At 65.3% G+C, this 23,927-nt stretch carries 21 protein-coding genes; 6 read left to right on the top strand and 15 right to left on the bottom strand.

Annotation, left to right across the window (positions count from 1 at the left end; genetic code table 11):
• Positions 1 to 153 precede the first annotated feature (153 nt).
• The 5 genes from urtA to urtE all read left to right on the top strand — a co-directional run bounded on the left by urtA (position 154) and on the right by urtE (position 6,229).
• Positions 154 to 1,431, top strand: coding sequence for an urea ABC transporter substrate-binding protein (gene urtA, locus GEU84_RS04340; protein ID WP_152824333.1), 1,278 nt, complete (start codon positions 154 to 156; stop codon positions 1,429 to 1,431).
• A gap of 71 nt (positions 1,432 to 1,502) precedes the next feature.
• On the top strand, positions 1,503 to 3,458 hold the full coding sequence (urtB, locus tag GEU84_RS04335) for an urea ABC transporter permease subunit UrtB (RefSeq protein ID WP_152824334.1): 1,956 nt from the start codon (positions 1,503 to 1,505) through the stop codon (positions 3,456 to 3,458).
• A gap of 103 nt (positions 3,459 to 3,561) precedes the next feature.
• Positions 3,562 to 4,794, top strand: coding sequence for an urea ABC transporter permease subunit UrtC (gene urtC / locus GEU84_RS04330; RefSeq protein WP_152824335.1), 1,233 nt, complete (start codon positions 3,562 to 3,564; stop codon positions 4,792 to 4,794).
• Positions 4,791 to 5,534, top strand: a complete 744-nt coding sequence (gene urtD / locus GEU84_RS04325) for an urea ABC transporter ATP-binding protein UrtD (protein ID WP_152824336.1) — start codon at positions 4,791 to 4,793, stop codon at positions 5,532 to 5,534. The genes urtC and urtD overlap by 4 nt, the downstream gene beginning before the upstream one ends.
• Positions 5,534 to 6,229: an urea ABC transporter ATP-binding subunit UrtE gene (urtE, locus tag GEU84_RS04320; protein WP_174539310.1), complete on the top strand. Its 696-nt coding sequence runs from the start codon at positions 5,534 to 5,536 to the stop codon at positions 6,227 to 6,229. Before urtD ends, urtE begins: the two co-directional genes overlap by 1 nt.
• A 108-nt stretch (positions 6,230 to 6,337) precedes the next feature.
• Here urtE and GEU84_RS04315 read toward each other — a convergent pair whose 3' ends face one another.
• From GEU84_RS04315 to bchF, 15 genes are all read right to left on the bottom strand, one after another.
• Positions 6,338 to 6,814, bottom strand: a complete 477-nt coding sequence (locus GEU84_RS04315) for a c-type cytochrome (protein ID WP_152824338.1) — start codon at positions 6,812 to 6,814, stop codon at positions 6,338 to 6,340.
• Positions 6,815 to 6,914: 100 nt separating this feature from the next.
• Positions 6,915 to 8,126: a 5-aminolevulinate synthase gene (gene hemA, locus GEU84_RS04310; protein WP_152824339.1), complete on the bottom strand. Its 1,212-nt coding sequence runs from the start codon at positions 8,124 to 8,126 to the stop codon at positions 6,915 to 6,917.
• On the bottom strand, positions 8,116 to 8,943 hold the full coding sequence (gene puhE, locus GEU84_RS04305) for a putative photosynthetic complex assembly protein PuhE (RefSeq protein ID WP_152824340.1): 828 nt from the start codon (positions 8,941 to 8,943) through the stop codon (positions 8,116 to 8,118). Before puhE ends, hemA begins: the two co-directional genes overlap by 11 nt.
• A 97-nt stretch (positions 8,944 to 9,040) precedes the next feature.
• The gene (gene acsF, locus GEU84_RS04300; RefSeq protein ID WP_338144756.1) at positions 9,041 to 10,129 is read right to left on the bottom strand and encodes a magnesium-protoporphyrin IX monomethyl ester (oxidative) cyclase; all 1,089 of its coding nucleotides are present in this window, start codon (positions 10,127 to 10,129) and stop codon (positions 9,041 to 9,043) included.
• Positions 10,126 to 10,422, bottom strand: coding sequence for a hypothetical protein (locus tag GEU84_RS04295; protein ID WP_152824341.1), 297 nt, complete (start codon positions 10,420 to 10,422; stop codon positions 10,126 to 10,128). The genes acsF and GEU84_RS04295 overlap by 4 nt, the downstream gene beginning before the upstream one ends.
• A gap of 28 nt (positions 10,423 to 10,450) precedes the next feature.
• Complete coding sequence (gene puhC / locus GEU84_RS04290; RefSeq protein ID WP_152824342.1) at positions 10,451 to 10,915, bottom strand: photosynthetic complex assembly protein PuhC; 465 nt, start codon at positions 10,913 to 10,915, stop codon at positions 10,451 to 10,453.
• Positions 10,916 to 10,925: 10 nt separating this feature from the next.
• Positions 10,926 to 11,576 (bottom strand): photosynthetic complex putative assembly protein PuhB, encoded by a 651-nt coding sequence (gene puhB / locus GEU84_RS04285; protein WP_152824343.1) that lies wholly within the window; start codon positions 11,574 to 11,576, stop codon positions 10,926 to 10,928.
• A gap of 153 nt (positions 11,577 to 11,729) precedes the next feature.
• Positions 11,730 to 12,488, bottom strand: coding sequence for a photosynthetic reaction center subunit H (gene puhA / locus GEU84_RS04280; RefSeq protein WP_152824344.1), 759 nt, complete (start codon positions 12,486 to 12,488; stop codon positions 11,730 to 11,732).
• Between the two features lie 19 nt (positions 12,489 to 12,507).
• Positions 12,508 to 13,944: a PucC family protein gene (locus tag GEU84_RS04275; RefSeq protein ID WP_152824345.1), complete on the bottom strand. Its 1,437-nt coding sequence runs from the start codon at positions 13,942 to 13,944 to the stop codon at positions 12,508 to 12,510.
• Positions 13,941 to 14,609, bottom strand: a complete 669-nt coding sequence (gene bchM / locus GEU84_RS04270; protein WP_152824346.1) for a magnesium protoporphyrin IX methyltransferase — start codon at positions 14,607 to 14,609, stop codon at positions 13,941 to 13,943. The genes GEU84_RS04275 and bchM overlap by 4 nt, the downstream gene beginning before the upstream one ends.
• A gap of 42 nt (positions 14,610 to 14,651) precedes the next feature.
• Positions 14,652 to 15,554: a ferredoxin:protochlorophyllide reductase (ATP-dependent) iron-sulfur ATP-binding protein gene (bchL, locus tag GEU84_RS04265; RefSeq protein WP_152824347.1), complete on the bottom strand. Its 903-nt coding sequence runs from the start codon at positions 15,552 to 15,554 to the stop codon at positions 14,652 to 14,654.
• A 118-nt stretch (positions 15,555 to 15,672) separates the two neighbouring features.
• Positions 15,673 to 19,263 (bottom strand): magnesium chelatase subunit H, encoded by a 3,591-nt coding sequence (locus tag GEU84_RS04260; RefSeq protein WP_152824348.1) that lies wholly within the window; start codon positions 19,261 to 19,263, stop codon positions 15,673 to 15,675.
• Positions 19,253 to 20,854: a ferredoxin:protochlorophyllide reductase (ATP-dependent) subunit B gene (gene bchB, locus GEU84_RS04255; protein ID WP_152824349.1), complete on the bottom strand. Its 1,602-nt coding sequence runs from the start codon at positions 20,852 to 20,854 to the stop codon at positions 19,253 to 19,255. Before bchB ends, GEU84_RS04260 begins: the two co-directional genes overlap by 11 nt.
• A 91-nt stretch (positions 20,855 to 20,945) precedes the next feature.
• Complete coding sequence (locus tag GEU84_RS04250; RefSeq protein ID WP_152824350.1) at positions 20,946 to 22,223, bottom strand: ferredoxin:protochlorophyllide reductase (ATP-dependent) subunit N; 1,278 nt, start codon at positions 22,221 to 22,223, stop codon at positions 20,946 to 20,948.
• Entirely contained in the window at positions 22,220 to 22,705 is a 486-nt protein-coding gene (gene bchF, locus GEU84_RS04245) for a 2-vinyl bacteriochlorophyllide hydratase (protein WP_152824351.1), read from the bottom strand. The genes GEU84_RS04250 and bchF overlap by 4 nt, the downstream gene beginning before the upstream one ends.
• Positions 22,706 to 23,058: 353 nt before the next feature.
• Between bchF and GEU84_RS04240 the strand changes: the two genes are divergently transcribed.
• Positions 23,059 to 23,886, top strand: coding sequence for a cobalamin B12-binding domain-containing protein (locus tag GEU84_RS04240; RefSeq protein ID WP_277604831.1), 828 nt, complete (start codon positions 23,059 to 23,061; stop codon positions 23,884 to 23,886).
• Positions 23,887 to 23,927: the final 41 nt, after the last annotated feature.

Raw genomic sequence — 23,927 nt, 5'->3', positions numbered from 1 at the left:
AACCAAGGGCCCGCAGGAGATTGTGCGGCAGCCGCTGACCTGGACAGTCAGTCCGCCGCATGGGGTGCAACAGCCGTTGCCGCCTCTGATCCAGATGGCTGCGCCGTGACGGACGCAGCCCAGTAGGGGGGTGGCCTCGTGAGAGGGAAGATGATGACCGGATTGAAGAATTATGTGATCGGCGCGGGCCTTGGCCTGGCGCTGGCCGGTGCCGCTGCGGCACAGGAAACCATCAAGGTGGGCGTGCTGCATTCGCTGTCGGGCTCGATGGCGATTTCGGAAACCACGCTGAAAGACGTGATGCTGATGCTGATCGCCGAACAGAACGCCAAAGGTGGCCTTCTGGGCCAGCAGCTTGAGGCGGTGGTGGTCGACCCCGCATCCGACTGGCCGCTGTTTGCCGAAAAGGCGCGCGAGTTGATGACTGTATCCGAGGTGGACGTGATGTTCGGCTGCTGGACATCGGTAAGCCGCAAATCCGTGCTGCCGGTGATCGAGGAGCTGAACGGGCTGCTGTTCTACCCGGTGCAGTATGAGGGCGAAGAATCGTCGAAAAACGTGTTCTACACCGGTGCTGCACCCAACCAGCAGGCCATTCCGGCCACCGATTACCTGATCGACGAGCTGGGCGTGGAGAAATTCGCGCTGCTGGGCACCGACTATGTCTATCCGCGCACCACGAACAACATTCTTGACAGCTACCTGAAGGGCAAGGGCGTTGCCGCCGAGGACATTTTTGTAAACTACACACCCTTTGGCCATTCGGACTGGTCCAAGATTGTGGCTGATGTGGTGGCATTGGGTGCTGACGGCAAGAAGGTGGGCGTGATCTCCACCATCAACGGCGATGCCAACATCGGTTTTTACAAGGAACTGGCGGCGGCGGGCATTTCGGCCGACGACATTCCGGTTGTGGCCTTCTCGGTCGGTGAAGAGGAACTCTCGGGCCTCGACACGTCGAACCTGGTGGGCCACCTGGCCGCCTGGAACTACTTCCAGTCCGCCGAAGCGCCGATCAACGCTGAATTCATCACCAAGTGGAAAGCCTTCGCCGGTGAAAACCGCGTGACCAACGATCCGATGGAAGCCCATGTCATCGGCTTCAACATGTGGGTGCAGGCCGTTGAAAAGGCGGGCACCACCGATGTCGATGCCGTGCGCGAGGCGATGTATGGCCTGGAAGTGCCGAACCTGACCGGCGGCACCGCCAAGATGCTGCCGAACCACCACCTGACCAAGCCGGTGCTGATCGGCGAAATCCGCGCCGATGGCCAGTTTGACATCATCAGCCAGACCGAGCCGGTGCCCGGCGATGCCTGGACCGACTTCCTGCCGGAATCGGCCGTGCTGGAGGCTGACTGGGCCGAACTGGACTGCGGGATGTACAACACCGAAACCAAGACCTGCGTGCAGATCAAGTCGAACTACTGATGCGATCAGGGGGCGGGCACACCGCCCCCTTTTTGCGCCCAGATCTTTCCGACGCAGACCCCGGGGGCACGATGCGGCATTTATTTCTGACTTTCCTGGCGCTGCTGTGGCTGGCGCTGCCGGGTGTCGCCCAGACGACCGAGCCGACCACACCCGGCCCCGTGGCACAGATACTCGCCGACAATACCGCGCTGATCGAACGATCCTCGCGCACCACCATCGGCCCGGTGATCGACGCGCTGGCGGCCAGCGGTGATCCTGCCGCCGCCATGGTGCTGGACGCCTGGGCCAACCGTTCGCTGGGCCTGAGAGAGGCGGATGGCACGTTCTTTCTGATTGCCGAGTCGGGCGACAGCTATGCGCTGCGCGACATCACCGGGGCCGATGCGGGCACGGCCCCCAAGGCCGACATCACCCAGCTGCGCCCCAATGCCGGGGTGCGCGGCCTGATCGCCACCGCGCTGGTGCAGTTTCAACTGGCCGACCCTGATCCCGCCAAGCGCCGGGTGGCGCTGGAATCCATCGCGCGTGACCCGGCGCCGGAGAACCTGGCACCGCTGCGCGCCGCCATCGCCAATTCCCCCGACCCCGCGATGACGCGGCTGGAGCGGCTGCTGACCCTGCGCTTTGACCCTGACCCTGCGGCCCGTGTGGCTGCCATCGAGGGTTTCGGGGCCGATCTGGGGCTTGATCTGCGCGGGGCGCTGAACCCGCTGGTCGCCACGCGGCGGCTGGCGGTGGCGGGCACTGGCGCGCCCGAAAGCGCCAATGTGGCGGCGACCCTGACCCCCGGCAACGACCTGCCACGGGAAGAGGCTTATGACATTCTGGTGGCCGCTGGCATGGCCCCCGCACGGTTGACCGTGGCCGATCAGCGCGCCTCATTGGTGGCCAATATCGCCGATGGCGCGGTGGGTGGCATCCCCCTGGTCCAGCTTGACGACCAATCCGCCCGCGACCGCGCCTATACCGCGCTGGAAGCGGCGGGTCTGGCCCCTTCTGCCGCGACCGAGGATGAGGTGACGGCGGCACTGGCCGCGCACAGTTTCTATGATGTCTATGCCGAGCCTGACCCCGACGTGACACGCGCCGCGCGGGATGCGCTTGACCGCATCGGCATGACGGTGGGCGCGATGCAGGCCGCCGATCTGGGGCTGGATGCGCTGTCGCTGGCCTCGATCTACTTCCTGGCCGCCATCGGGCTTGCCATCACCTTCGGCGTGATGCGGGTGATCAACATGGCGCATGGCGAGTTCATCATGCTGGGGGCCTATACCGGCTATGTGGTGCAGCAGGTCATCGCTGACTACACCATCTCGATCCTGATCGCGCTGCCGCTGGCCTTTGCCGTCACCTTTGCCGCCGGAGTGGCGATGGAACGGCTGGTGATCCGGCATCTTTACAAGCGCCCGCTGGAAACGCTGCTGGCGACCTTCGGCATCTCCATCGCGCTGCAACAGATCGCCAAGAACATCTTCGGCACGCAAGCCCGCCCGCTGACCGCCCCGGGCTGGCTGGATGGCGCGTGGGTGCTGAACGATGTAGTGGCGATCAGCTATATCCGCATCGCCATTTTCGTGCTGGCCATGCTGTTTCTGGGCGTGTTCCTGTTCATCATGAAGCGCACCCGGTTGGGGCTGGAGGTGCGTGCGGTGACGCAAAACCCCACCATGGCCGCCAGCATGGGCATCAACCCCGACCGGATCAACATGCTGACCTTTGGCCTCGGTTCCGGCATCGCCGGGGTGGCGGGGGTGGCCATCGGCCTTTTTGCGCAGGTCACATCGGAAATCGGCCAGGCCTATATCGTGCAAAGCTTCATGACCGTGGTGGTAGGCGGGGTGGGCAACATCTGGGGTGCGCTGGCCGGGGCCGCGATGATCGGCGGGCTGCAAAAGGGCATCGAATGGTTGAACCCGTCGAACACGCTGGCCGCCCAGACCTACATGATCATCTTCATCATCATCTTCATCCAGTTCCGGCCAAGGGGCATCATCGCCCTCAAGGGCCGAGCCGCGGGGGATTGACCATGAGCCGCATGTTGCTTGCCACACCCGCATTGCTTCCCGCCTTGGCCGCTGCGGATGCCCCTGACTGGATGACACGCCTGCTGCGCTGGAGACCCAATCAATGAAAAAAGGTTTCCTTGCCAAGAACCCCTCGGTCCTGATCTTCCTGCTGTGCCTGGCCGCGTTCACCCTGGCGGTCACGCTGCTGTCCGAGGCTTACGGGGTTTCGTTCCTGTCCACCTCCTTCGTCAAGACATTGGGCAAGACGCTGTGCCTGTGTCTGGTCGCGCTGGCCATGGATCTGATCTGGGGCTATTGCGGTATCCTTTCGCTTGGCCATTTCGCCTTTTTCGGGCTGGGCGGCTACATGATCGGCATGTGGCTGATGTATGCCCGCACCGAGGAGATCGTGGTGCAGGCGCTGGCAGGTGGCCCCTTGCCCCCCACGCCCGAGGAGATCGTGACCGGCATCGGCACGCAGATTTTCGGCGTCGTGGGCGGGGCCGAGGTGCCGCTGGTCTGGTTCTTTGCCCACAGTCTGACGGCGCAACTGGTGCTGGTGGTGCTGGTGCCGGGCCTTCTGGCGCTGGTGTTCGGCTGGCTGGCGTTCCGCAGCCGGGTGACGGGGGTGTATCTGTCGATCCTGACGCAGGCGATGACGCTGGCGCTGGCGCTGTATCTGTTCCAGAACGATTCCGGCCTGCGCGGTAACAACGGGTTGTCGGGCTTGCAGAACCTGCCGGGTCTGGACGAGGTTTCACAGGATGCGCTGTCGGTCTGGTTCCTGTGGGCCTCGGCGCTGGCGCTGGGGCTGGGCTATCTGCTGTGCGCCTGGGTGGTGTCGGGCAAGTTCGGCTCGGTCATCCGCGCGATACGGGATGACGAACAGCGCGTGCGCTTTCTGGGTTATTCGGTGGAAAACTACAAGCTGGCGGTGTTCACGCTGACGGCTATCATCGCCGCCATCGCCGGGGCGCTGTATTACCCGCAGGCGGGCATCATCAACCCGGCGGAACTGGCACCCATTGCCTCGATCTATCTGGCGGTCTGGGTCGCCATCGGCGGGCGGGGCAGGCTCTATGGTGCGGTGATCGGGGCGGCCTTCGTGTCCTTGCTGTCAAGCTGGTTCACCGGCGGGCGGGCGCCGGACATCAACCTTGGCATCTACGTCGTGAAATGGGTGGACTGGTGGCAGGTGCTGCTGGGTATCGCTTTCGTGCTGGTCACATTGCTGGCACCCAAGGGCATCGGCGGGCTGTTCGACCTTTATCAGGGCCGCAGGTTGCCCGACCGCAAGGGCGCAGACCTTGGCCCCGACGACTCGTCGCTGCAGGAAAAGGAGGCGGTGCAATGAGCGCGCTGCTGGAAGTGTCCGGCGTATCCGTCACATTCGACGGGTTCCGCGCCATCAACAACCTGTCGTTCAACATCGGCCCGCAGGAACTGCGCGCGATCATCGGGCCGAATGGCGCGGGCAAGACCACCTTCATGGATATCGTGACCGGCAAGACCCGGCCTGACAAGGGCAGCGTCACATTCGGCGAACGGTCGGTATCCTTGCTGTCTTTGTCCGAGGCCAAGATCGCGCAGGCGGGCGTGGGCCGGAAATTCCAGCGCCCCACGGTGTTCGAGGATCAGTCGGTGTTCGACAACCTGATGATGGCGCTGAAAAAGCCGCGCGGGCCGCTGGCGGTCCTGCTGTTCCGTCCCAAGGCCGAGGATGCGTCCAAGGTCGAGGCATTGGCGGCAGAGGTGGGGCTGGGCGACCAACTGGCCCGCAAATCCGGGGAATTGTCGCACGGGCAGAAACAATGGCTGGAGATCGGCATGCTTCTGGCGCAGGAACCGCGCCTTTTGCTGGTCGATGAACCGGCGGCGGGGATGACATTGCAGGAACGCGAACAGACCACGGCGCTGCTGGTGGAAATGGCGAAAACCCGGGCGGTGGTGGTGGTGGAGCATGACATGGAATTCGTTCGCCGCCTGAACTGCAAGGTGACGGTGCTGCACGAAGGGTCTGTGCTGGCCGAGGGCAGCCTTGAACATGTGACGAAGAATCCTTCGGTGATCGAAGTCTATCTGGGGCGGGGCTGATGCTGAAAACCGAAGGGCTTACATTGCATTACGGCGGATCGCAGATCCTGCACGGCATTGATTTCGAGGCGAGGGTGGGCGAAGTCACCTGCGTGATGGGCACAAACGGCGTGGGCAAGACCAGCCTCTTGAAGGCCATCGCCGGGGTGCATCCGCGCTCGGGCGGCAAGATCACCTTCAACGGCGAGGAACTGCCGAAACTGCGCCCCGAGGGCATGGCGGTGCGGGGTTTGGGGTTCGTGCCACAGGGGCGGATGATCTTTCCGTTGCTGACGGTCACGGAAAACATGCAGACGGCCTTTGCCACCTTGCCGAAATCCGAGCATTTCATCCCGGATGAGATCTATGAATTGTTTCCGGTTCTGAAGGATATGGGCTACCGCCGCGGCGGCGACCTTTCGGGCGGGCAGCAGCAGCAGCTGGCCATCGCGCGTGCGATGATCATGAAGCCCAAACTTCTGCTGCTGGACGAGCCGACCGAAGGCATTCAGCCCAACATCATCCAGCAGATCGGCCGGGTGATTTCCTATCTGCGGTCAAAGGGTGACATGGCGATCGTGCTGGTAGAGCAGTATTTCGACTTTGCCTTTGATCTTGCCGACCGTTTCTATGTGCTGCGGCGTGGCGCGGTAGAGGTGTCGGGCACCAAGGCGGAACTGGGGCGTGAACGGATGAAACAGGCGGTGTCGGTCTAGGGCCCACGGACCGGGCGGCATGCGTTGCATCGCTGTTGCAATCCGTCGCCCGGGCAAACAAAAGCCCCGGCAACGCTGTGTTGCCGGGGCTTTTCAAGCTGACGGTTGTCAGTTGGTCGCGGCCGGAGCCTCGCCCTCGGCAGCTGCGCCTTCGGCTGGTGCGGCGCTGAAGGTGGACAGGAACGCGTAAAGATTGGCCGCATCTTCGGCCTTGCGCACCTTGTAGGTCATCTTGCCGCGCGCCTTGCTGTCGCCCGTCACCTCTTTCAGATAGGCGGTCGGGTCTTGCACATAGGCCACGAACTGCTCTTCGTTCCACACGAGGCCGGCAGCGCCCGCTTCGACCAGCGAATCGCCGTAGCCCTTGAAACCTTCCAGCGAACCGGCCTGACGCCCGATCACGCCGAACAGGTTCGGCCCGGTCTTGGCATTGCGCCCGGCCAGAGTTTCGCCTGCGTCATTCACGACCACATGGCAGGTCTGGCACTGGCTGAAGGCTTTTTCGCCAGCGGCGGCGTCGCCTTCGGCAAGGGCCGGTGCTGCGGCAAAGGCGGTGGCGGCGAGAATGCTTAGGTAGATCTTCATGAGGGTCCTCCCTGGGTATTTCATCTGTATACGATGGCGCACGCCGGATGGTTCACATCTGTGGCAATGCCCGTGAAAAGAATATAGCCCGCTGCGGCGCTCAGGCCACCGCATGTGCCAATGCGCAATGTTTCCACAAGGTTCCCAGCGCGGAAACCAGGCGGTCGATGTCGGCATCGGAATGCAGCGGGCCGGGGGTGATGCGCAGCCGTTCGGTGCCCTTGGGCACGGTGGGATAGTTGATCGGCTGCACATAGATGCCCCAGTCGTTCAGCAATATGTCGCTGATCATGCGGCATTTCACCGGATCGCCGATCATCACCGGGATGATGTGGCTTTCATTGGCCAGATGCGGAATGCCCAGCCGGTCAAGCCGCGCGCGCAGATGTGCCACGCGGTCGCGCTGCGCCATCCGTTCGGCATCCGATCTCTTCAGATGGCGGATCGACGCGGTGGCAGCCGCGGCCACGGCGGGCGGCAGGGCAGTGGTAAAGATGAACCCGCTGGCAAAGCTGCGGATGAAATCGCACAGGGACGCCGATCCGGTGATATATCCGCCAACCACGCCAAAGGCTTTGCCCAGCGTGCCCTCGATCAGGCTGATGCGGTGGGCCAGCCCTTCGCGCTCTGTCACGCCGCCGCCGCGCGGGCCATACATGCCCACGGCATGCACCTCGTCGATGTAGCTGAGCGCGCCATGCGCCTCGCAAACCTCGACGATCTCGCGGATCGGGGCCACGTCGCCATCCATGGAATAGACCGATTCAAACGCCACGATCTTGGGCCGGTCGCCGACCGCATATAGCTTGCGGTCAAGGTCGCGCCAGTCGTTGTGCTTCCACAGCACCTTGTCAGCCCGGCTGTGGCGGATGCCTTCGATCATCGAGGCATGGTTGCCCGCATCCGACAGGATCACCGCATTCGGGATGCGCGAGCCCAGCGTGGACAGCGCGGCCCAGTTCGACACATAGCCCGAGGTGAACAGCAGCGCCGATTCCTTGCCATGCAGGTCGGCCAGTTCGGCCTCCAGCAGCAGGTGGTGGTGGGTGTTGCCCGAGATGTTGCGCGTGCCGCCCGCGCCCGTGCCGCAGCTTTGCACCGTATCGACCATCGCCTGCACCACCGCGGGATGCTGGCCCATGCCCAGATAGTCGTTGGAACACCACACCGTCACATCCCGCGTGCCGCCCGCGCAGTGGTTGGTCGCGGTGGGGAAAGACCCGCGCCTGCGTTCAAGGTCGGCGAAGCTGCGGTAGTTGCCTTCGGCTTTCAGCGCGTCAAGCTGGCCCTGGAAGATCGTGTCAAAGTCCATGTGTCGGCTCTTTCCGTAAGTCTGGCTGGGGTGTGGCGAGGGACGGGGCGGGCGCGGGCATCATCCAGCGCCAGAGTTTCTGGTCGGGCAGGGGCAGCACCATAAACCAATGTTCCAGCGCCGCCAGCGCGGTCAGCGCGGTCAGCAGCCAGAAGCCGGTGCTTTGGCCCGGGTCGGTTGCGGTGACGGCGCGTTCCACCCAGCAGGCGGTGGCAAAGGTCAGCGCGGTGATCGACAGCGGGAACAGCGCGTTCATCCGCGCATGGCGGAAATGGCTGGGCAGATGCGCCAGCGTGGTGGGCAGGAATTCGGTATTGATATGCGGCACGCCGAAAAACAGGTTCAGCTTGGCCGAGATGCGGGCAAAGAACAGCACCATGAAGGTGTAGAAGGCAAAACGGTTCGCCGCGCCCTGCGCCTGCATGGCCATGATGGCCAAAGTGGCAATCAGCAGGCATTCGTGCCACAGGATCGTGCCGGTGGCGCGCAGGAAACGCTGCATGGGCGTGGCATGGCGCGGGCAGGGACTGCGGTTCGGCCCGGTGATGACGCCCGACAGAAAGGCCAGTTCGATCCAGCCCCAGATCGCCAGCGCCGACAGGAACGCGCCATAGATGCCGGTCAGCGACGCATCGCCCCGCGTGTGCAGAAAACCCAAGACCCCGGCGAACAGCAGGGGCAGGCCCAGAAGCACCGACCACAGATGCGCCTCGCGCCCGGCATTGTCGGCCTGCCGCACCCGCCACAGCAGGATGCCGGTGGAAAACCACCACAGGAACAGGGCCGACAGGGCTGCGATCCAGGGGTTTGCCAGCATCACCCGCGCCCTCCGCCCTGGGGCAGGCAAGCGCCCACATGCCCCGGACCGGCAGGCAGCCGGGGCGTTGCCGCCCCGGATTTATCGTGGTGCAGGGTCAATACACCGGCTCCATCCGCACCGAGGCGGGCAGGTCGTGCTTGATCACCGGGATGGTGTAAAGTGCCGCAAAGGCCGCCATCGCTCGCGCCCCGGCGGTGAACTTGCCAATCGCCCCGCCGATGCCGCCGCGCCGCTTGGCCGCGTCCATCGCCAGAAACGCCGCGTTCATCCGCCGCAGGTTGGGGATCCAGCGCGGGTGGTCGATGTCGATCTCCACCGGGAAGATCTGGCGCGCGATGGCTGATGTCTTGCGAAACACCTCCTGGTCATACCAGTCGATATCCACCCCCAACGCCTTGTGAAACTCGGGCCGGGCATGGTCACGCACCCACATGGTCGAATAGACGGCGGTCAGGAAGAACCGTATCCACAGCTTGTTGCCAAAGCTGGTGGTCAGCTTGGGGTCGGTCTTCATCAGCAGGGCAAAGGCCTCGCCATGGCTGAACTCGTCGTTGCACCATTCGCGGAACCACTTGAAGATCGGGTGGAACCGATGTTCGGGATGCGCCTCCAGATGGCGGAATATGGTGATGTAGCGGGCGTAACCGATCTTTTCCGACAGATAGGTGGCGTAGTAGATGAATTTGGGCCGGAAATAGGTGTATTTCTTGGCCTTGGTCAGAAAGCCCAGGTTCACCGCAACGCCCGCCTCGCGCAGCGCGTCATTGATGAAACCGGCATGCCGGGCCTCGTCTCGCGCCATGTAGTTGAACAATTCGCAGATGTCGGGGTTGTTGCCGCGCCGCTTCATTTCCTTGTAAAGCACGCAGCCCGAAAACTCGGCGGTGCAGGACGATACCAGAAAATCAATGAACTCCACCCGCAAGGCGGGGTCCATATTCTCCCAGTCGGCATCCCATTCGGCGGTCTTCTTGAAATGGCCGCGGTTCGGGTCCGATCTCATCTGGGCAATCAGCTTGTCCCATTCGGCGCGCACCGGGGTCACGTCGATCTTGTCCATCTCGTCGAAATCGGTGGTGTAGAAGCGCGGGTTGAGCAGGGTGGTTTCCTGCGCCATGGCGGTGGTTTCCGACACGGCCTGCGCGGTTACGGGAACGGGGGTGACGGGGCTTTGCGCGTTCACAGCCGGACCTCCTCGGAAAAGGAAAACTCGCAGAGTTCCATGAAATCGAAATCCCCGGTCATCCGGGTCCACAGCCGTTCCAGCGCCGTGGCGCGGGTGATGGTGGCGATGCGGTCTTCGACGATCACCTCGCCATAGGCCGCCAGCACCGGGGCGCCATGCACCAGCACCTCGTCGCCCGGATGCACCACGGCCCCGTTGTTGAAGCGCACATGCGCATGCAGAGATTCGAAACGGTGACTGACCTCGACGGTGCAGGGCACCTTTTCCGCTTTCCTTGTAAAAATGGCCATCATTTTGGTTCCCTTGGTTTTTTTTGTTTTATTCAGACAACAGGCGGTCGAATGCCGCCTGGTTCAGATCGCCGAAGGCGTGCAGTTCCACGCTCCAGCCCGAGGCGTCGTCGATCAGGGACAGCCGCCCGTTGTCAAAGCGCACCAGCCGCACCGGCAGTGCCTGATCCACACCGCGCACCAGACGGGCGCGTTGCAACCCGTTCTGCACCACGGTGATGAAGCCGCCATTCTCCATCTCGGCCAGCAGGGTGCCATCCGCGTCGCGCAGCGCCACGGCCTTGGCCCCCCGGCCCTCCAGCACAAGGCTGCGTTGCTGCACCACCTCGGCCGCATGCGGCACACCCACCTGGGGGCGGCCTGACACGGCATTCGCGCCCACGATGGCCAGGGCTGCCAGCGGCAGCGCCAGCATGGCGCGCAGCAGCACCTTGGGGATCATGTCGGGTTTCGTGTAGCGCAGTTCGGGTTGACGGCGGGTATCTGTGGTCATGCTGTCCTCCTCACTCGGCCGCGATGGCGTTGGACGGGGCCGGGGCCGAAGCACTGGCCAGCCGCACCACGGGCAGGCTCAGCCTTTGTTCGGCGGCATCTGCCACCAGACGGGCCACCCGCGCCGCATCGGGAATGCAGCGCAGCGCGGGCTGGCATTTGCGCAGGTGCCAGGGCCGCACATGGGGCCAGCACACCAGATAGGACACGCGCGCCCCGCCCAGCGTATCCAGCGCGATCGTGCCGGTGCCGTTGCGGCCCAGTGCCAGTCGCGCCGTGCCGATCTGGGGGAACGGCAGGTTCAGCGTGATGCTCAAAGCCGCGCCGATGCGCAGCGCCACGCGGTTCGTGGTGACGGTGTAGACAGTGGCCCGTGCCTGCGCGAAGGCCAGCAGCAGCACCAGACCGCAGGCGGCCAGCCCCAGCAGCAGATAGGGAATGGCCATGGCCAGCGCCAGCGCCGCACCCCCCTCCACCGCGCCGACCCAGCCGCGCCAGAATGCGATCAGCACGAAGTAACCCGCGACCCAGTGCAGGCCAAACGCCTCGCGCGCCAGGGCCCAGGTCGCGGGGCGGCCCTGCCACAGCACCTCTTCGCCCGGCGGCGGAAGGGCGGGCAGGCCCGGCAGCGGTTCAAAGGCGAAATCGTCATGGTCAGTCATGGTCAGGCCCTCCCTGTCGTTTCTTGTTTCTGCCAGCCCCCCGCGCAACCGGGTGGGTTGTCAGTTCCGGTTCCGGCAGGCCCCTGCGCAACCATGGGTCTGCCGGTAATGGTGCGGCCCGCGCGGGGCCGCAGCCGGGATCACGTCACCGGATCAGAAGCCGCGCTTGCGCTTGCCGGCGGCATAAAGCGTGCCGCCGCCGACGTAGCCCGCGATCTTTTCTTCTTCCAGCATGGTGACTTCGGTGGTCGAACGGGTCATCGGGATGCCCGCGAACAGGTCTGATGACAGCGCGTTGACGCGCACCCTGTCACCCCAGATCTTGACCATCGGCATCGGCACCAGCCGCTTGCCGCCGGTGTTCAGATCAACCTCCAGATAACGCACCAGTTGTTCCGGCGCATCGACCCACATGTCGGAAATGGTGCCCACAACCTCCAGATCGCCCGCCTGCACCGGCAGGCCGCGCGGGTCACGCCCGGCCGACACGATGAAGCCTTCGGCACGCGCCATCGGCACCAGCTTGTTATGGCCATGGCCGTCAAGTTCCGGCAGATCGCGGCGCGGTGCCCAGCTTGCCGGGCCCACGCCATCCACCATCGGGTCGCCCGTGGGCGCATGCGGAAAGCCGTCCGATGCGGCGGTGCGCCCCAGCGCCAGGTCACGCGCCTCGCGCGCGCCATTGGGCACTGTCACCTCACCCCGGCCATGCGGCAGCAGAAAGGTCTTGGCTTTCGGCAGGAAAAACGGCCCCTGGTTGGGGGCGGCGCCGCCATCCTCGGTTTCCAGCGGATAGCCTTCGCGCATGTTTTCGGTTTGCAGATAAACGATCAGCAGGGCGAAAAAGCCCCAGAACAGCCAGATGGCAAGGCTGGCCAGATCAAAGTTGCCAAAGAAAGTCACACCAACCATGTTGCGGTCCTCCGAAGGGTCAGGTGGGGAAATCGGCGATGCCCATCGGGCCGCGCACGAGCGGTTCAGGATGAAGGATTGCGGTCCGCACCAGCGGGCCAAGCACGATGAGGGTTGCAAACAGCAGCCCGATTTCAAGATGATAAACAAAGCTGTAGCCGAAGGCCGGGGTTTGCAGCGCGGCCCCCAGATGGCCCGCCATGGCCCAGTGCCCGATCGTGTCGCGCAGTGCGCCGCCCGCAAAGATCGCCAGCCCCGCCGCCGTGGCCTGTGCAGCGCCCCAAGCCCCCAGCGCCAGCCCGCGTCCTGCCCGCCCGCCCGCAGGCATGGTCATCGCGGCGGTCAGGGTGGCCACCGAAAAAAGCCCGCCGCCCAGACCGATCAGCCCGGCACCGGCGTAAAAGATCACCGTCGATGCCAGCGGCGCGGCAAAGACCACGCAGGAAAACGCGGCGATGCCGATCAGAATGCCGCGTGCGGCCATGCGGTAAGGGTCCATCCCCCGCGCCAGCCAGCGCGCCGCAAGCCCAAAACCCAGCAGCGCCCCGCTGGCCCACATCGCGGTCAAAAGCGTGGTCGCCCCCACCGAAAGGCCAAGGATCTCGCCGCCATAGGGTTCCAGCAGCACATCCTGCATCTGGAAGGCCAGCGTGCCCAGACACACCACCGCCAAGAGCCGCCCCGCCGTGCCGCCCGACATCAGATCGCGCCAGGCATCGGCAAACTTCGGGCGCGGTTCGGCGCGTTCGGCCCGGGTCATCGGGCGCACCTTTTCCTGTTTCCACAATGCGATGATGTTCAGCACCATGGTCGCCACGCCGCAGCCCTGCACCACGCGGATCAGGGTGATCGGGTCGTAATCGCGCAGCAATGTGCCCACGATGACGGATGACACCGCCATGCCCAACAGGAACATCACATACAGCAGCGCCACCACGCGGGGCCGCGTCTCATCCGTCGCGCGGTCGGCGGCCAGCGCCAGCCCCGCCGTCTGGGTCATGTGCATGCCCAGCCCCGCCATCAGGAATGCCAGCGCCGCCAGCACCTCGCCCGCCCAGGCCGGGCCAAGATACTGGTCGCCCGACAGCACGATCAGCGCAAAGGGCATGATGGCCAGCCCGCCCATCTGCCACAGGCTGCCGAACCACAGATAGGGCACGCGCTTCCATCCGATCGCGGAACGGTGCGTGTCGCTGCGGTGGCCCAGCAGCGCGCGGAACGGGGCCGACAGAACCGGCAGCGCGATCATCAGCGCCACGATCACGGCAGGCACCGACAACTCGACAATCATCACCCGGTTCAGCGTGCCCAACAGCAGCACCGCACACATGCCGACCGACACCTGAAACAACGACAGGCGCAGCAGTTGGCCCAGCGGCAACCCTTCCGAGGCCGCATCCATGAAGGGCAACGAGCCGATGGTCAGGCGTTTGATCTGGCCCCGCCCCAGGATCATGGCCGATACTCCAGACATTCCGAGATGTAGAAACCGCTGGTCACACGGTCGATCTTCGCCACCCGGCCATGTGTCGCCCGGGTCAACGCCACATGTGCCTGCGGGATCATCACGGGCGAGCGGTCAGCGCGGGGAAAGGCCTTGCCCAACGTGAAGAACGTCATCAGGAAAGGGGTGCGCGGGGCCACGGTGAACACCACAGCCGCCCGGCTGCGCGCGCCCAGTGTTTCCAAGGCGGCAACAATATCGGGCGTCGTGTAGTAAATCAGGCTGTCCATCGCCAGAACGAAGTCAAACCCGCCATGCGCAGCACTCAGCATGTCGCCGCTGGCAAAGGTCACACGCGCCCGGTCAGCCTCGGGCAGCCGCCGCGCCGCGATCTCCACCAGCGCGGGCGAGATATCCACCGCCAGCACATCGGCCCCGCGCGCCGCCAGTTCCGCCGTCATCTGCCCGGCACCGCAGCCGGCATCCAGCACGCGGCAGCCGCGCAGATCAGCGGGCAGGCGCGACAGCATCAGCGCGCGCATGCGGTCGCGCCCCGCCCGCACCGTCTGGCGGATGCGGCTGACGGGGGCATCCGAGGTCAGCCGTTCCCAGACCGTCGTGGCGGTGCGGTCAAAGTAGGTTTCAACCCGGTCGCGTGTGGTGGAATAATCGGTCATGGCGGTCTCGGTTCAGGTCTGGCGGTTGGTGGCGGCAGGCGGTCAGTCAAACCCCAGCAGCTCGAAAATCTCGCGGTCGGGCAGGGGGGCCGGGGTGGTGCCGGGGCGCAGCACCGATTGCCACAGCGTGTTGGCCAGCTGCATGTATTCGGCCCGGGCCATCACCACGTCCTCGGCATCATCCATCTCGAACAGGGTCTTTTTCTTCAGGCGGCTGCGGCGGATCGCGTCAATATCCGGCATATGCGCCAGCCGGTTGAACCCCACACGGGCGCAGTAGCGGTCAACCTCATCCGTCTCGCGGCTTCGGTTCGCCACGCAGCCCGCAAGCTGCACCTTGTAATTGCCCGATTTCGCCTGCACCGCCGCGATGATCCGGTTCATCGCATAGATGCTGTCAAAGTCGTTGGCCGTCACGATCACCGCACGGTCGGCATGCTGCAACGGCGCGGCAAACCCGCCGCAGACCACATCGCCCAGCACATCGAAAATCACCACATCGGTGTCTTCCAGCAGGTGATGCTGCTTCAACAGCTTCACCGTCTGCCCCACCACATAGCCGCCACAGCCGGTGCCCGCCGGGGGCCCGCCCGCCTCCACGCATTTCACGCCGTTGAAACCCACGGCCACATAATCTTCGGGCCGCAGTTCCTCGGCGTGGAAATCCACATCCTTCAGAATGTCGATCACCGTGGCCTGCAACCGCCCCGTCAATGTGAATGTCGAGTCATGCTTGGGGTCGCAGCCGATCTGCAACACCCGTTTGCCCATCATCGAAAACGCCGCCGACAGGTTCGACGAGGTGGTCGATTTCCCGATCCCGCCCTTGCCATAGACCGAAAACACCTTGGCGCCCTCGATCCGGGTGTCGGCATCCAGATGCACCTGCACCGAACCTTCGCCATCCTGCCCGCGCAGCAGCGGAATTTCGTCTCTCGGGCTCATGATCTGTCCTTTCCAAGAAGGCCAACGCCCCTCTTCATTTTCTGTCTGCAAGTATCCCGGGGGGGGCGGGGGGCTGGCCCCCCGCTTCCACGGGCTGTCTTGTGGCGGAACATCACGCTCATTCCGCCGCAATCCCTTCCATCCGGTCTTCCAGCTCATCTGCCGCGCCTTGCAGGGCTGCCAGCGTGGCCGCATCCGGGGCCCAGTAGTTGCGGTGCGAGGCTTCCAGCAGGCGCTCGGCCATCTTGGCGCTGGCCTGCGGGTTCAGGTCCGAAAGCCGCCGCCGCATCGCGTCATCCAGCACGAATGTTTCCGACAGGCGCTGGTAGACCCATGGATCCACCTGCGCCGTGGTGGCCGACCAACCCAGAGTGTTCGTCACATGCGATTCGATCAGCCGCACGCCCTCGGCGCCATGGCGCAGCAGGCCCTCATAGAATTTGGGGTTCAGGCTGCGCGACCGGGTTTCCAGCGCGATCTGGTCTTTCAGCGTGCGCACCACGCCCGCGCCACGGGTCTGGTCGCCGATATAGACGGCGGCATCCTCGCCGCCCCGCGCCCGCTTGACCGCGCGGGCAATGCCGCCCAGCGTGTCAAAATAATGATCCACCGATGTGACCCCCAGTTCCACCGATTCAAGGTTCTGATAGGCGACATCCACGGTTTTCAGCGTCTTTTGCAGCAGCGCCGCGTTCTGCACCGGCTTGCCCAGACGCCCGTAGGCAAAGCTTTTGCGCGCCTCATAGGCATCGGCCAGTTCATCTTCGGCCCCGAACGCCGATTGCCCGACCAGCGTGTTGACGTTGGACCCATACGCCCCTTCGGCGTTGGAAAACACGCGCAGCGACGCGGTTTCCATATCCACCCCCATCTCGGCGGCATAGCCAAGCGCATGGGCGCGGATGAAGTTCTGCACCAGCGGCTCATCCGCCGTGGCGCATTTCCACGCGGCTTCGGCCAGCATCCGGGTCTGCAATGGCAGCAGGTCACGGAAGATGCCCGACAGCGTCATCACCACGTCGATCCGGGGGCGGCCCAGTTCGGCCAGCGGGATGAGGTCTGCCCCGCAAAGCCGCCCGTAGTGGTCAAAGCGCGGGGTCGCCCCCATCAGCGCCAGCGCCTGCGCAATGGGCCCGCCATCTGATTTGATGTTGTCAGACCCCCACAGCACCAGCGCCACCGTGCGCGGCAAGCGGGGATGCGCCTCCAGCAGCCGCGCCGCCTGTGCCGCCCCGTCACGCAGGGCAAAGGCGGTGGGCATGCGGAACGGATCGAAGGCATGGATGTTGCGGCCTGTGGGCAGAATTTCCGGCGCGCGGATCAGATCACCCCCCGGCACCGGTGCGATGAAGCGGCCGGCCAGCGCGCGCAGCAAGGCAGGCGTTTCATGATCCTCGGAAAGCAGTTTGGCCACCCGGGTTTCGGCCCCGCGCTCCATCGCGGGCATCAGGGCGATGTTATCGGCGCGTTGCGAGGGCGTCATCGGGCGGCCCACGACATGCAGCCCGTCGGTGATAAGCGCGCCTTCGGTTTCCAGCAGCTTTTGCCACATCGCGGCAGGTGCCGTGCCCGCCATGTCCACCGCCGCCGCCTGTTCGGCAATCAGCGCCTCCAGATCGGCCCGGTCGGGCGCATCCACGGGCAGGCTGCGCCAGCGGCCCAGACTGTCCTTCAGATCGGCCAGCCCGCGATAAAGGCCCGATTGCGCCAGCGGCGGCGTCAGATGCGTGACGGTGATCGCGTTGCTGCGGCGCTTGGCCAGCGTCGCCTCGGACGGGTTGTTGGCGGCATAAAGATACACATTCGGCAGCCCGCCGATCAGCCGGTCGGGCCAGCATTGCCCCGAGAGCCCCGCCTGCTTGCCCGGCATGAATTCCAGCGCGCCATGCATGCCGAAATGCAAGAGCACATCTGCGCCGAAATCCTCGCGCATCCAGCGGTAGAAGGTGCTGAAGGCATGGGTCGGCGCGAAGCCCTTCTCGAACAGCAGGCGCATCGGGTCGCCCTCATAACCGAACAAGGGCTGAATGCCGACGAACACATTGTCAAACTGGTGGCCCAGCACGAACACGCCGCGCCCGTCAGACTGCGCGCGCCCCGGTGCGGGGCCCCATGCGGCCTCGATTTCGGCCAGCCATGGGGTTTTCGCCACGATGTCGGCGGCGGGCACATGGGCGGCCACATTGGCCACCTGGCCATGGCGCGCGGCGCTGCCGCCCAGCACCATCTCGCGCAGCGCCGCGACGCTTTCCGGGGGCGACAGGTGATAGCCCTGGGCTTTCATCGCGTGCAGCGTGTTGAACAGGCTTTCGAACACCGCCAGATAGGCCGCCGTGCCCACGGCCCCGGCATTCGGCGGAAACCCATACAGAACAATCCCCACCCGGCGCGCGGCCACCCGGCTGCGACGCAGCCGCGACAGGCGCAGCACCTTGTCGGCCAGCACGGCGATCCGCTCGTGGCAGGGCGCCATGGTGCGGGTGTCGGCGGTGACGGCAGAGGGCTGGCAGCGGTGCGCGCAGCCGGTGCAGCCATTGCCATCGTGCCGCCCGGCAAAGACGGTGGGGTTGGTCGCGCCGTCAATCTCGGGCAGGGCGATCAGCATCGTGGTTTCCACCGGGCCAAGCCCGGTGCCCGAACTGGCCCATTGCCCCAGGGTCTGAAACTCCAGCGGATGCGCCGCGACATAGGGCACGTCCAACGCGGCCAGCGCCGCAACCGCCGCCGGGCTGTCGTTATAGGCCGGGCCGCCCACCAGGCTGAACCCGGTCAGCGATACCATCGCGTCGATCTTGCCACCGAAATAGGCGTCAATCGCAGGGCGGCCATCCAGCCCACCGGCAAAGGCGGGCAGCACCGCAATGCCCTTGGCCTCGAACGCCGCGATCACGGCATCATAATGCGCGGTATCAGCGGCCAAGATATAGCTGCGCAGCATCAGCAGCCCCACCGTGGCCACCGCACCCGCCGGGCGCGGCAGGTCGGCGGCATGTGTGGTGATCCGGGCGGCCAGTGACGGGTGGTAAAGCCCCACATCGGGATAGTCGATCGGGGCCTTGGCCGTCACCTTGTGCCAGGCCGCATGGCGGGAATAGCGCGACACCAGATAGCGTAGCATCTGTTCCAGATTGTCATCCGACCCGCCCAGCCAATATTGCATGGCCAGAAACCACGCCCGCACATCCTGCGACGTGCCGGGGATGTATTTCAGGATTTTGGGCAGGCGGCGCAGCATGGTCATCTGCTTTTGCCCCGAGGATGCCGAAGGCGCCTTGGTGCCGCGCAGCTTTTTCAGCAGCGCCATGGCCCCCGAGGCGGGCTTTGACATGTCCAGATCGCCCATCCGCGTCAGCTTCACGATCTGCGGATCGGCGATGACGCCGACAAAGGCATCGACCCGCGCGCGGGCGGCCTGAAGATCGGGCAGGATGGCGGCGATATGTTCCTCGATGAACAGAAGGTTCGCCACGATCATGTCGGCCTTGGCCACATCGGCCTTGGCGCGCGCCAGCGACGCCGGGTTTTCCGCCCATTCGGCGGCGGCATGCACTGCCACGGTGATGCCGGGGAATGCCGCCTGCAACCGGGGCGCGATACGCGCGGTCGGACCCGCCGCATGCGCGTCCAGCGTGACGATCACCACGCAATAGCCCGCCTTGCCGCCGATGGCGGGGGCTGGCTGGCCCGTGAGGATGTCATCACCGCGCATAATGGGCCTTTGCCTCATAAAGTGTGTCGATGCTGATCCGGGTCAGGCCCTTGTCAGCGGCGAATTTTTCGGTGTTCCGCTTGGCCTTGCCGCGCACGAAGAACGGGATCTTGCGCAATTCGCGCTCGGCCTCGGACAGCCAGATCACCTCGGCGGAAGGCGCTTCCTGCCCATTCTTGCTGGCAAAAATATCCCCGCCGGAGGCCTCTGCCGGTTCTGCCGCCACCAGCGGTTCGGGCAAGGGCGCGGGCTGGGCCACCTCTTGCGGTGCCAAAGCCTGCGCATGCCCGCCGTGATGCGAGGCGCCGGCGGCATCGTGAAACTCGAAATCCTCGCGGAACATGGTCAGAAGGTGCTCTTCCAGCCCCATGACCAGCGGATGGATCCAGGTGTCAAAGATCACATTCGCGCCTTCGAACCCCATCTGGGGCGAATAGCGCGCCGGGAAATCCTGCACATGCACCGGGGCGGAGATCACCGCGCAGGGGATGCCCAGCCGCTTGGCGATATGGCGTTCCATCTGGGTGCCGAGGATCAGTTCCGGGGCAAGGGCGGCTATCGCGTCCTCCACCTCCAGATAATCGTCGGTGATCAGCGCCTCCAGCCCGTAGGACTTGGCAGCGGTGCGCATCGGCCGGGCCTGTTCGCGGTTGTAGCAGCCCATGCCCACCACATCGAAGCCGATCTCGTCGCGCGCGATGCGGGCGGCGGCCATCACATGCGTGGCGTCACCGAACAGGAACACCCGCTTGCCGGTCAGATAGGTGCTGTCGACGCTGGCAGACCACCAGGGCTGGCGCAGGCGGGTCTCATCAATGCGGGGCGATAGGCCGGTCAGCCCCGCCACTTCGGCCAGAAAATCACGGGTGGCCTGCACGCCGATCGGGATGGTTCTGGTATAGGGCTGGCCATGCGTCTTTTCGCACCAGCGGGCAGCCGCCTCGCCGGTTTCGGGGTAAAGCAGCACGTTGAAATGCGCGGCCCCCATGCGGGCGATGTCGGACGGGCGCGCACCCATCGGGGCACAGACATTCACTGCAACGCCCATCTGGCCCAGCAGGGTGGTGATCTCGGCCACGTCATCACGGTGGCGAAAGCCCAGCCCGGTGGCCCCCAGGAGGTTGCAACTGATCGCTGCGGTGCGGGCCACCGGTTTGGCCAAGGCCCGGCAGATCTGGAAAAACGTCTCGTCCGCGCCGAAGTTTTCCTTGCGCTGATAGCTGGGCAGGTCCAGCGCGATGACCGGGATCGGCAGGCCGATCGCCTCGGCCAGCCCACCCGGATCATCCTGGATCAGCTCGGCGGTGCAGGATGCGCCCACGATCATCGCCTCGGGCTGGAACCGGGCATAGGCCTCGCGGCAGGCGTCCTTGAACAGGTTGGCCGTGTCGCCGCCCAGATCGCGGGCCTGGAATGTGGTGTAGGTGACGGGCGGGCGGGCATTGCGCCGCTCGATCATCGTGAACAGAAGGTCGGCATAGGTATCGCCTTGCGGGGCGTGCAGCACATAATGCAGGCCCTGCATGCCGGTCGCCACGCGCATCGCGCCGACATGGGTGGGGCCCTCGTAGGTCCACAGGGTGAGCTTCATGGCCGGCCCCCCTGCGTTTGCCGGGCGCCGGGGGCTGTCTGCCCCCGGACCCCCGAGGATATTTTCAGACAGAAAATGAGGGATTGGCGCGTCATTCCGCAGCCTCGCGGTGCAGCAGGGCCTTGCGCCGCAAGGGGCGCGAGAACAGCCCGGCCAGATCGCCCGCCTGTTCGTAGAAATGCACCGGCGTGAACACCAGTTCGATGGCCCATTTGGTTGTCAGCCCCTCGGCCTCCAGCGGGTTGGCGAGGCCGAGGCCGCAAACCGTCAGGTCGGGGCGCAGGGAACGGACGCGGTCAAGTTGCAGGTCCACATCCTGGCCTTCGGAAATCACCGGGCCTTCGGCCAGCAGGTCAAGGTCGGGGCCCAGCAGGCCGGTGTGCAGATAGGGCGTGCCCACCTCCAGCGCCGTCATGCCGCATTCGCGCGTGAGGAAGCGGGCGAGGCAGGGCTCCATCTGGCTGTCGGGGAAGAAGAACACCGACTTGCCGGTGAGCGTGGCGGCATGGGCGGCGACGGCCCGGCGGGCACGGGCGCGGGGGGCGGCGGTGACGGCCTCGAACACCGCGTCGCTGACGCCGAAGGCATCGGCCACGGCGCGCAGCCACAGGGTCGTGCCTTCCTCGCCAAAGGGGAAGGGGGCGGCGATATGCGTGGCCCCCCGGCGGACAAGTGCCGCATGGGTGTCGCCCAGAAACGGCTGGGTCAGGGCGAAAACCGTGTTCGGCCCCACGCCGGTCAGGGCGGCGGCACGGCGGGCGGGCAGGCAGCGCACAGGGCCAATGCCCATCGCCGCCAGCAACGCAAGCGCCTGATCCTCCACGACATCGGGCAGGGCACCCACCAGCAGCAATTCGCGCGCATCGGTCACGGGCAGGGCGGGCACCATGGCGGCAAGGCAGGCATCCTCGCCCTGGGTGAAGGTGGTCTCGATGCCGGAACCGGAATAATTGTAGACCCGCACCGCAGGCGCGTGCATTGCCGACAGCCGCTCCGCCGCGCGGGCCAGATCAAGCTTGATCACTTCGGACGGGCAGGAGCCGACCAGAAACAGCTGGCGTATGTCAGGCCTGCGTGACAGCAGCCGCGCCACCTCACGGTCCAGTTCGGTATTGGCATCGGCCAGGCCGGCAAGGTCTTTCTCTTCGAGAATCGCGGTGCCGAAGCGGGGTTCGGCAAAGATCATCACCCCGGCGGCCGATTGCAGCAGATGCGCGCAGGTGCGCGAGCCCACAACCAGAAAGAAAGCATCCTGCATCTTGCGGTGGAGCCAGATGATCCCGGTCAGGCCGCAGAACACCTCGCGCTGGCCGCGCTGTTTCAACACGGGCACGTCGCGGCAGCCTTTGACGGGTGCGGGCGCGTTCATTGGGCGGGCTCCGCGTCCAGCCGGGCGAGGCGCAGCTTCCACAAGAACTGCCCGGCATTGACGGCATAGGCCGCATAGGCGGCCAGCGCCAGCACCATCAGCCCAGCCGGATCAAGCGCGCCCGTGAACAGCGCCCAGAGATAGGCGGTATGCAAGCCTATGACGACAAAGGAAAACACATCCTCCCAGAAGAATGCGGGCGCGAACAGATACTGGCCGAACACCACCTTTTCCCAGATCGCCCCGGTGATCATGATTGTGTAAAGCAGGCCGGTCTTGATCAGGATCGAGACGGTGGCGGCGGCAAAGCCGGTGCCGGTGGTCAGGAACCACAACACCAGAACCAGCGACACGGCAAAGGCCAGAAACTGCACCGGGGCCAGCAGGCCCTGCACCAGTGTCCACACCGTCGCATCGCGGCGCGCGCGCTGGGCGGGCGTGTAAAGCCGGGGGCGAGGGGTGTGGCCTGTGGCGCGCTGCATGGGTGTCTGCCTTCCAGGAAGGGGCCTGTCGGGGGCCTGCTGATAGACAAATCTAGCGTCCCGATTCCGAAAGTGTCAACTAAAACTTACAAGTTTTGCCGTTACACTGACTGCGGAATCCGGGGCTTCCTGCTGTCACTCCGCCAAGATTATTGTGTGAATACAGTAGGTGCGGCGCGCTGGCGCTGCGCAAGAATGCGCCAAAAACCGGGGCTGTCTATTTTCTTTGACATTCTTTTCCCGCTGACAGAGATTTGAGGGGCAAGCGTCCGGCCTCTTGGCGTGGCCTGCCTTTGGCGCCTGCCCGGGGAGGCTGCGGAGTATCGGGCGGCCAGTGCGATGGGGCGCAGCCAATGGGGCGGCGTGGGGTGGTGTCGATGCAGGACGAGCGGCACAGGGGCATGGTGGGGCGGCCGGTCGGCAAGCCTGCCGTCGTCACCGATTTCGCGGCCGAGGTCGTGGCCCGGCTGGTGGCCGGCGAGTCGACCCTGCGTGGCACCGGGCCGGGCGGGCTGCATGCGCCGCTGCTGGCAAGGCTGCTGGAGGTGGCGCGTGGCGCCCATGCCGCGCCGGTCGAGGCGTTGCGCCCCGAGATGCGCCGTGCCCGCGTCAGTGTCGCGACATTGGCCGATCACTACATCCCTGCGGCGGCGCGCTGCCTGGGGCAGGACTGGACCGATGACAAGGCCAGCTTTGCCGAGGTGTCCATCGGCACGGCCCGGCTTCAGGCGATCCTGCGCGACATCGGTTCCGGCTGGTCGGCAGATGAGGACGGTGCGCGCGACGGCCCCACGGTTCTGCTGCTGGTGCCCGAGCATGAACAGCACACTTTGGGCGCGATGGTGGTGATGGGGCGGCTGCGGCGCGCGGGTGTTTCGGTCTGCCTGCGCACCGGCGCGGATTTCGCCAGTCTCCGCGACCTATTTGCGCAGCGCGGATTTGACGCGGCCCTGATCTCCTTGCCCTGCGCGGAGAGGGTTGCGCTTGGGACGAAGTTGGTGAAAACCCTGAAAGAGCTGACACGGAACGCGCTTCCTGTTGCGGCTGGCGGGGCGGTGCTGTTGCAGGATGAGGACGCGTTGACATGCCTTGGTGCTGATATTGTGACGAACGACCTGGAAACGGCGCTGCGCAGCCTTGGGCTGGCCAGCAGTGTCACCGGCGCGGCCCATCGCGCGTAACACCCGTTGTCCCGCGCTGCGGGTAGACGGCACCACCCATC

The sequence above is a fragment of the Fertoeibacter niger genome (assembly GCF_009380135.2).
Lineage (GTDB): Bacteria > Pseudomonadota > Alphaproteobacteria > Rhodobacterales > Rhodobacteraceae > Fertoeibacter > Fertoeibacter niger.
This window is presented reverse-complemented; position numbering and strand designations above follow the sequence as displayed.

Excerpts from the sequence above, each read along its gene's own strand:
- GEU84_RS04315 (WP_152824338.1), bottom strand. The coding sequence starts at position 6,814 with ATGAAGATCTACCTAAGCATTCTCGCCGCCACCGCCTTTGCCGCAGCA.
- urtB (WP_152824334.1), top strand. The coding sequence starts at position 1,503 with ATGCGGCATTTATTTCTGACTTTCCTGGCGCTGCTGTGGCTGGCGCTG.
- urtE (WP_174539310.1), top strand. The coding sequence starts at position 5,534 with ATGCTGAAAACCGAAGGGCTTACATTGCATTACGGCGGATCGCAGATC.
- puhA (WP_152824344.1), bottom strand. The coding sequence starts at position 12,488 with ATGGTTGGTGTGACTTTCTTTGGCAACTTTGATCTGGCCAGCCTTGCC.
- urtA (WP_152824333.1), top strand. The coding sequence starts at position 154 with ATGACCGGATTGAAGAATTATGTGATCGGCGCGGGCCTTGGCCTGGCG.
- bchM (WP_152824346.1), bottom strand. The coding sequence starts at position 14,609 with ATGACCGATTATTCCACCACACGCGACCGGGTTGAAACCTACTTTGAC.
- bchF (WP_152824351.1), bottom strand. The coding sequence starts at position 22,705 with ATGCAGCGCGCCACAGGCCACACCCCTCGCCCCCGGCTTTACACGCCC.
- puhB (WP_152824343.1), bottom strand. The coding sequence starts at position 11,576 with ATGACTGACCATGACGATTTCGCCTTTGAACCGCTGCCGGGCCTGCCC.
- GEU84_RS04275 (WP_152824345.1), bottom strand. The coding sequence starts at position 13,944 with ATGATCCTGGGGCGGGGCCAGATCAAACGCCTGACCATCGGCTCGTTG.
- GEU84_RS04240 (WP_277604831.1), top strand. The coding sequence starts at position 23,059 with ATGGGGCGGCGTGGGGTGGTGTCGATGCAGGACGAGCGGCACAGGGGC.
- puhC (WP_152824342.1), bottom strand. The coding sequence starts at position 10,915 with ATGACCACAGATACCCGCCGTCAACCCGAACTGCGCTACACGAAACCC.
- bchB (WP_152824349.1), bottom strand. The coding sequence starts at position 20,854 with ATGAAGCTCACCCTGTGGACCTACGAGGGCCCCACCCATGTCGGCGCG.
- urtD (WP_152824336.1), top strand. The coding sequence starts at position 4,791 with ATGAGCGCGCTGCTGGAAGTGTCCGGCGTATCCGTCACATTCGACGGG.
- GEU84_RS04260 (WP_152824348.1), bottom strand. The coding sequence starts at position 19,263 with ATGCGCGGTGATGACATCCTCACGGGCCAGCCAGCCCCCGCCATCGGC.
- bchL (WP_152824347.1), bottom strand. The coding sequence starts at position 15,554 with ATGAGCCCGAGAGACGAAATTCCGCTGCTGCGCGGGCAGGATGGCGAA.
- GEU84_RS04295 (WP_152824341.1), bottom strand. The coding sequence starts at position 10,422 with ATGGCCATTTTTACAAGGAAAGCGGAAAAGGTGCCCTGCACCGTCGAG.
- urtC (WP_152824335.1), top strand. The coding sequence starts at position 3,562 with ATGAAAAAAGGTTTCCTTGCCAAGAACCCCTCGGTCCTGATCTTCCTG.
- hemA (WP_152824339.1), bottom strand. The coding sequence starts at position 8,126 with ATGGACTTTGACACGATCTTCCAGGGCCAGCTTGACGCGCTGAAAGCC.
- GEU84_RS04250 (WP_152824350.1), bottom strand. The coding sequence starts at position 22,223 with ATGAACGCGCCCGCACCCGTCAAAGGCTGCCGCGACGTGCCCGTGTTG.
- puhE (WP_152824340.1), bottom strand. The coding sequence starts at position 8,943 with ATGCTGGCAAACCCCTGGATCGCAGCCCTGTCGGCCCTGTTCCTGTGG.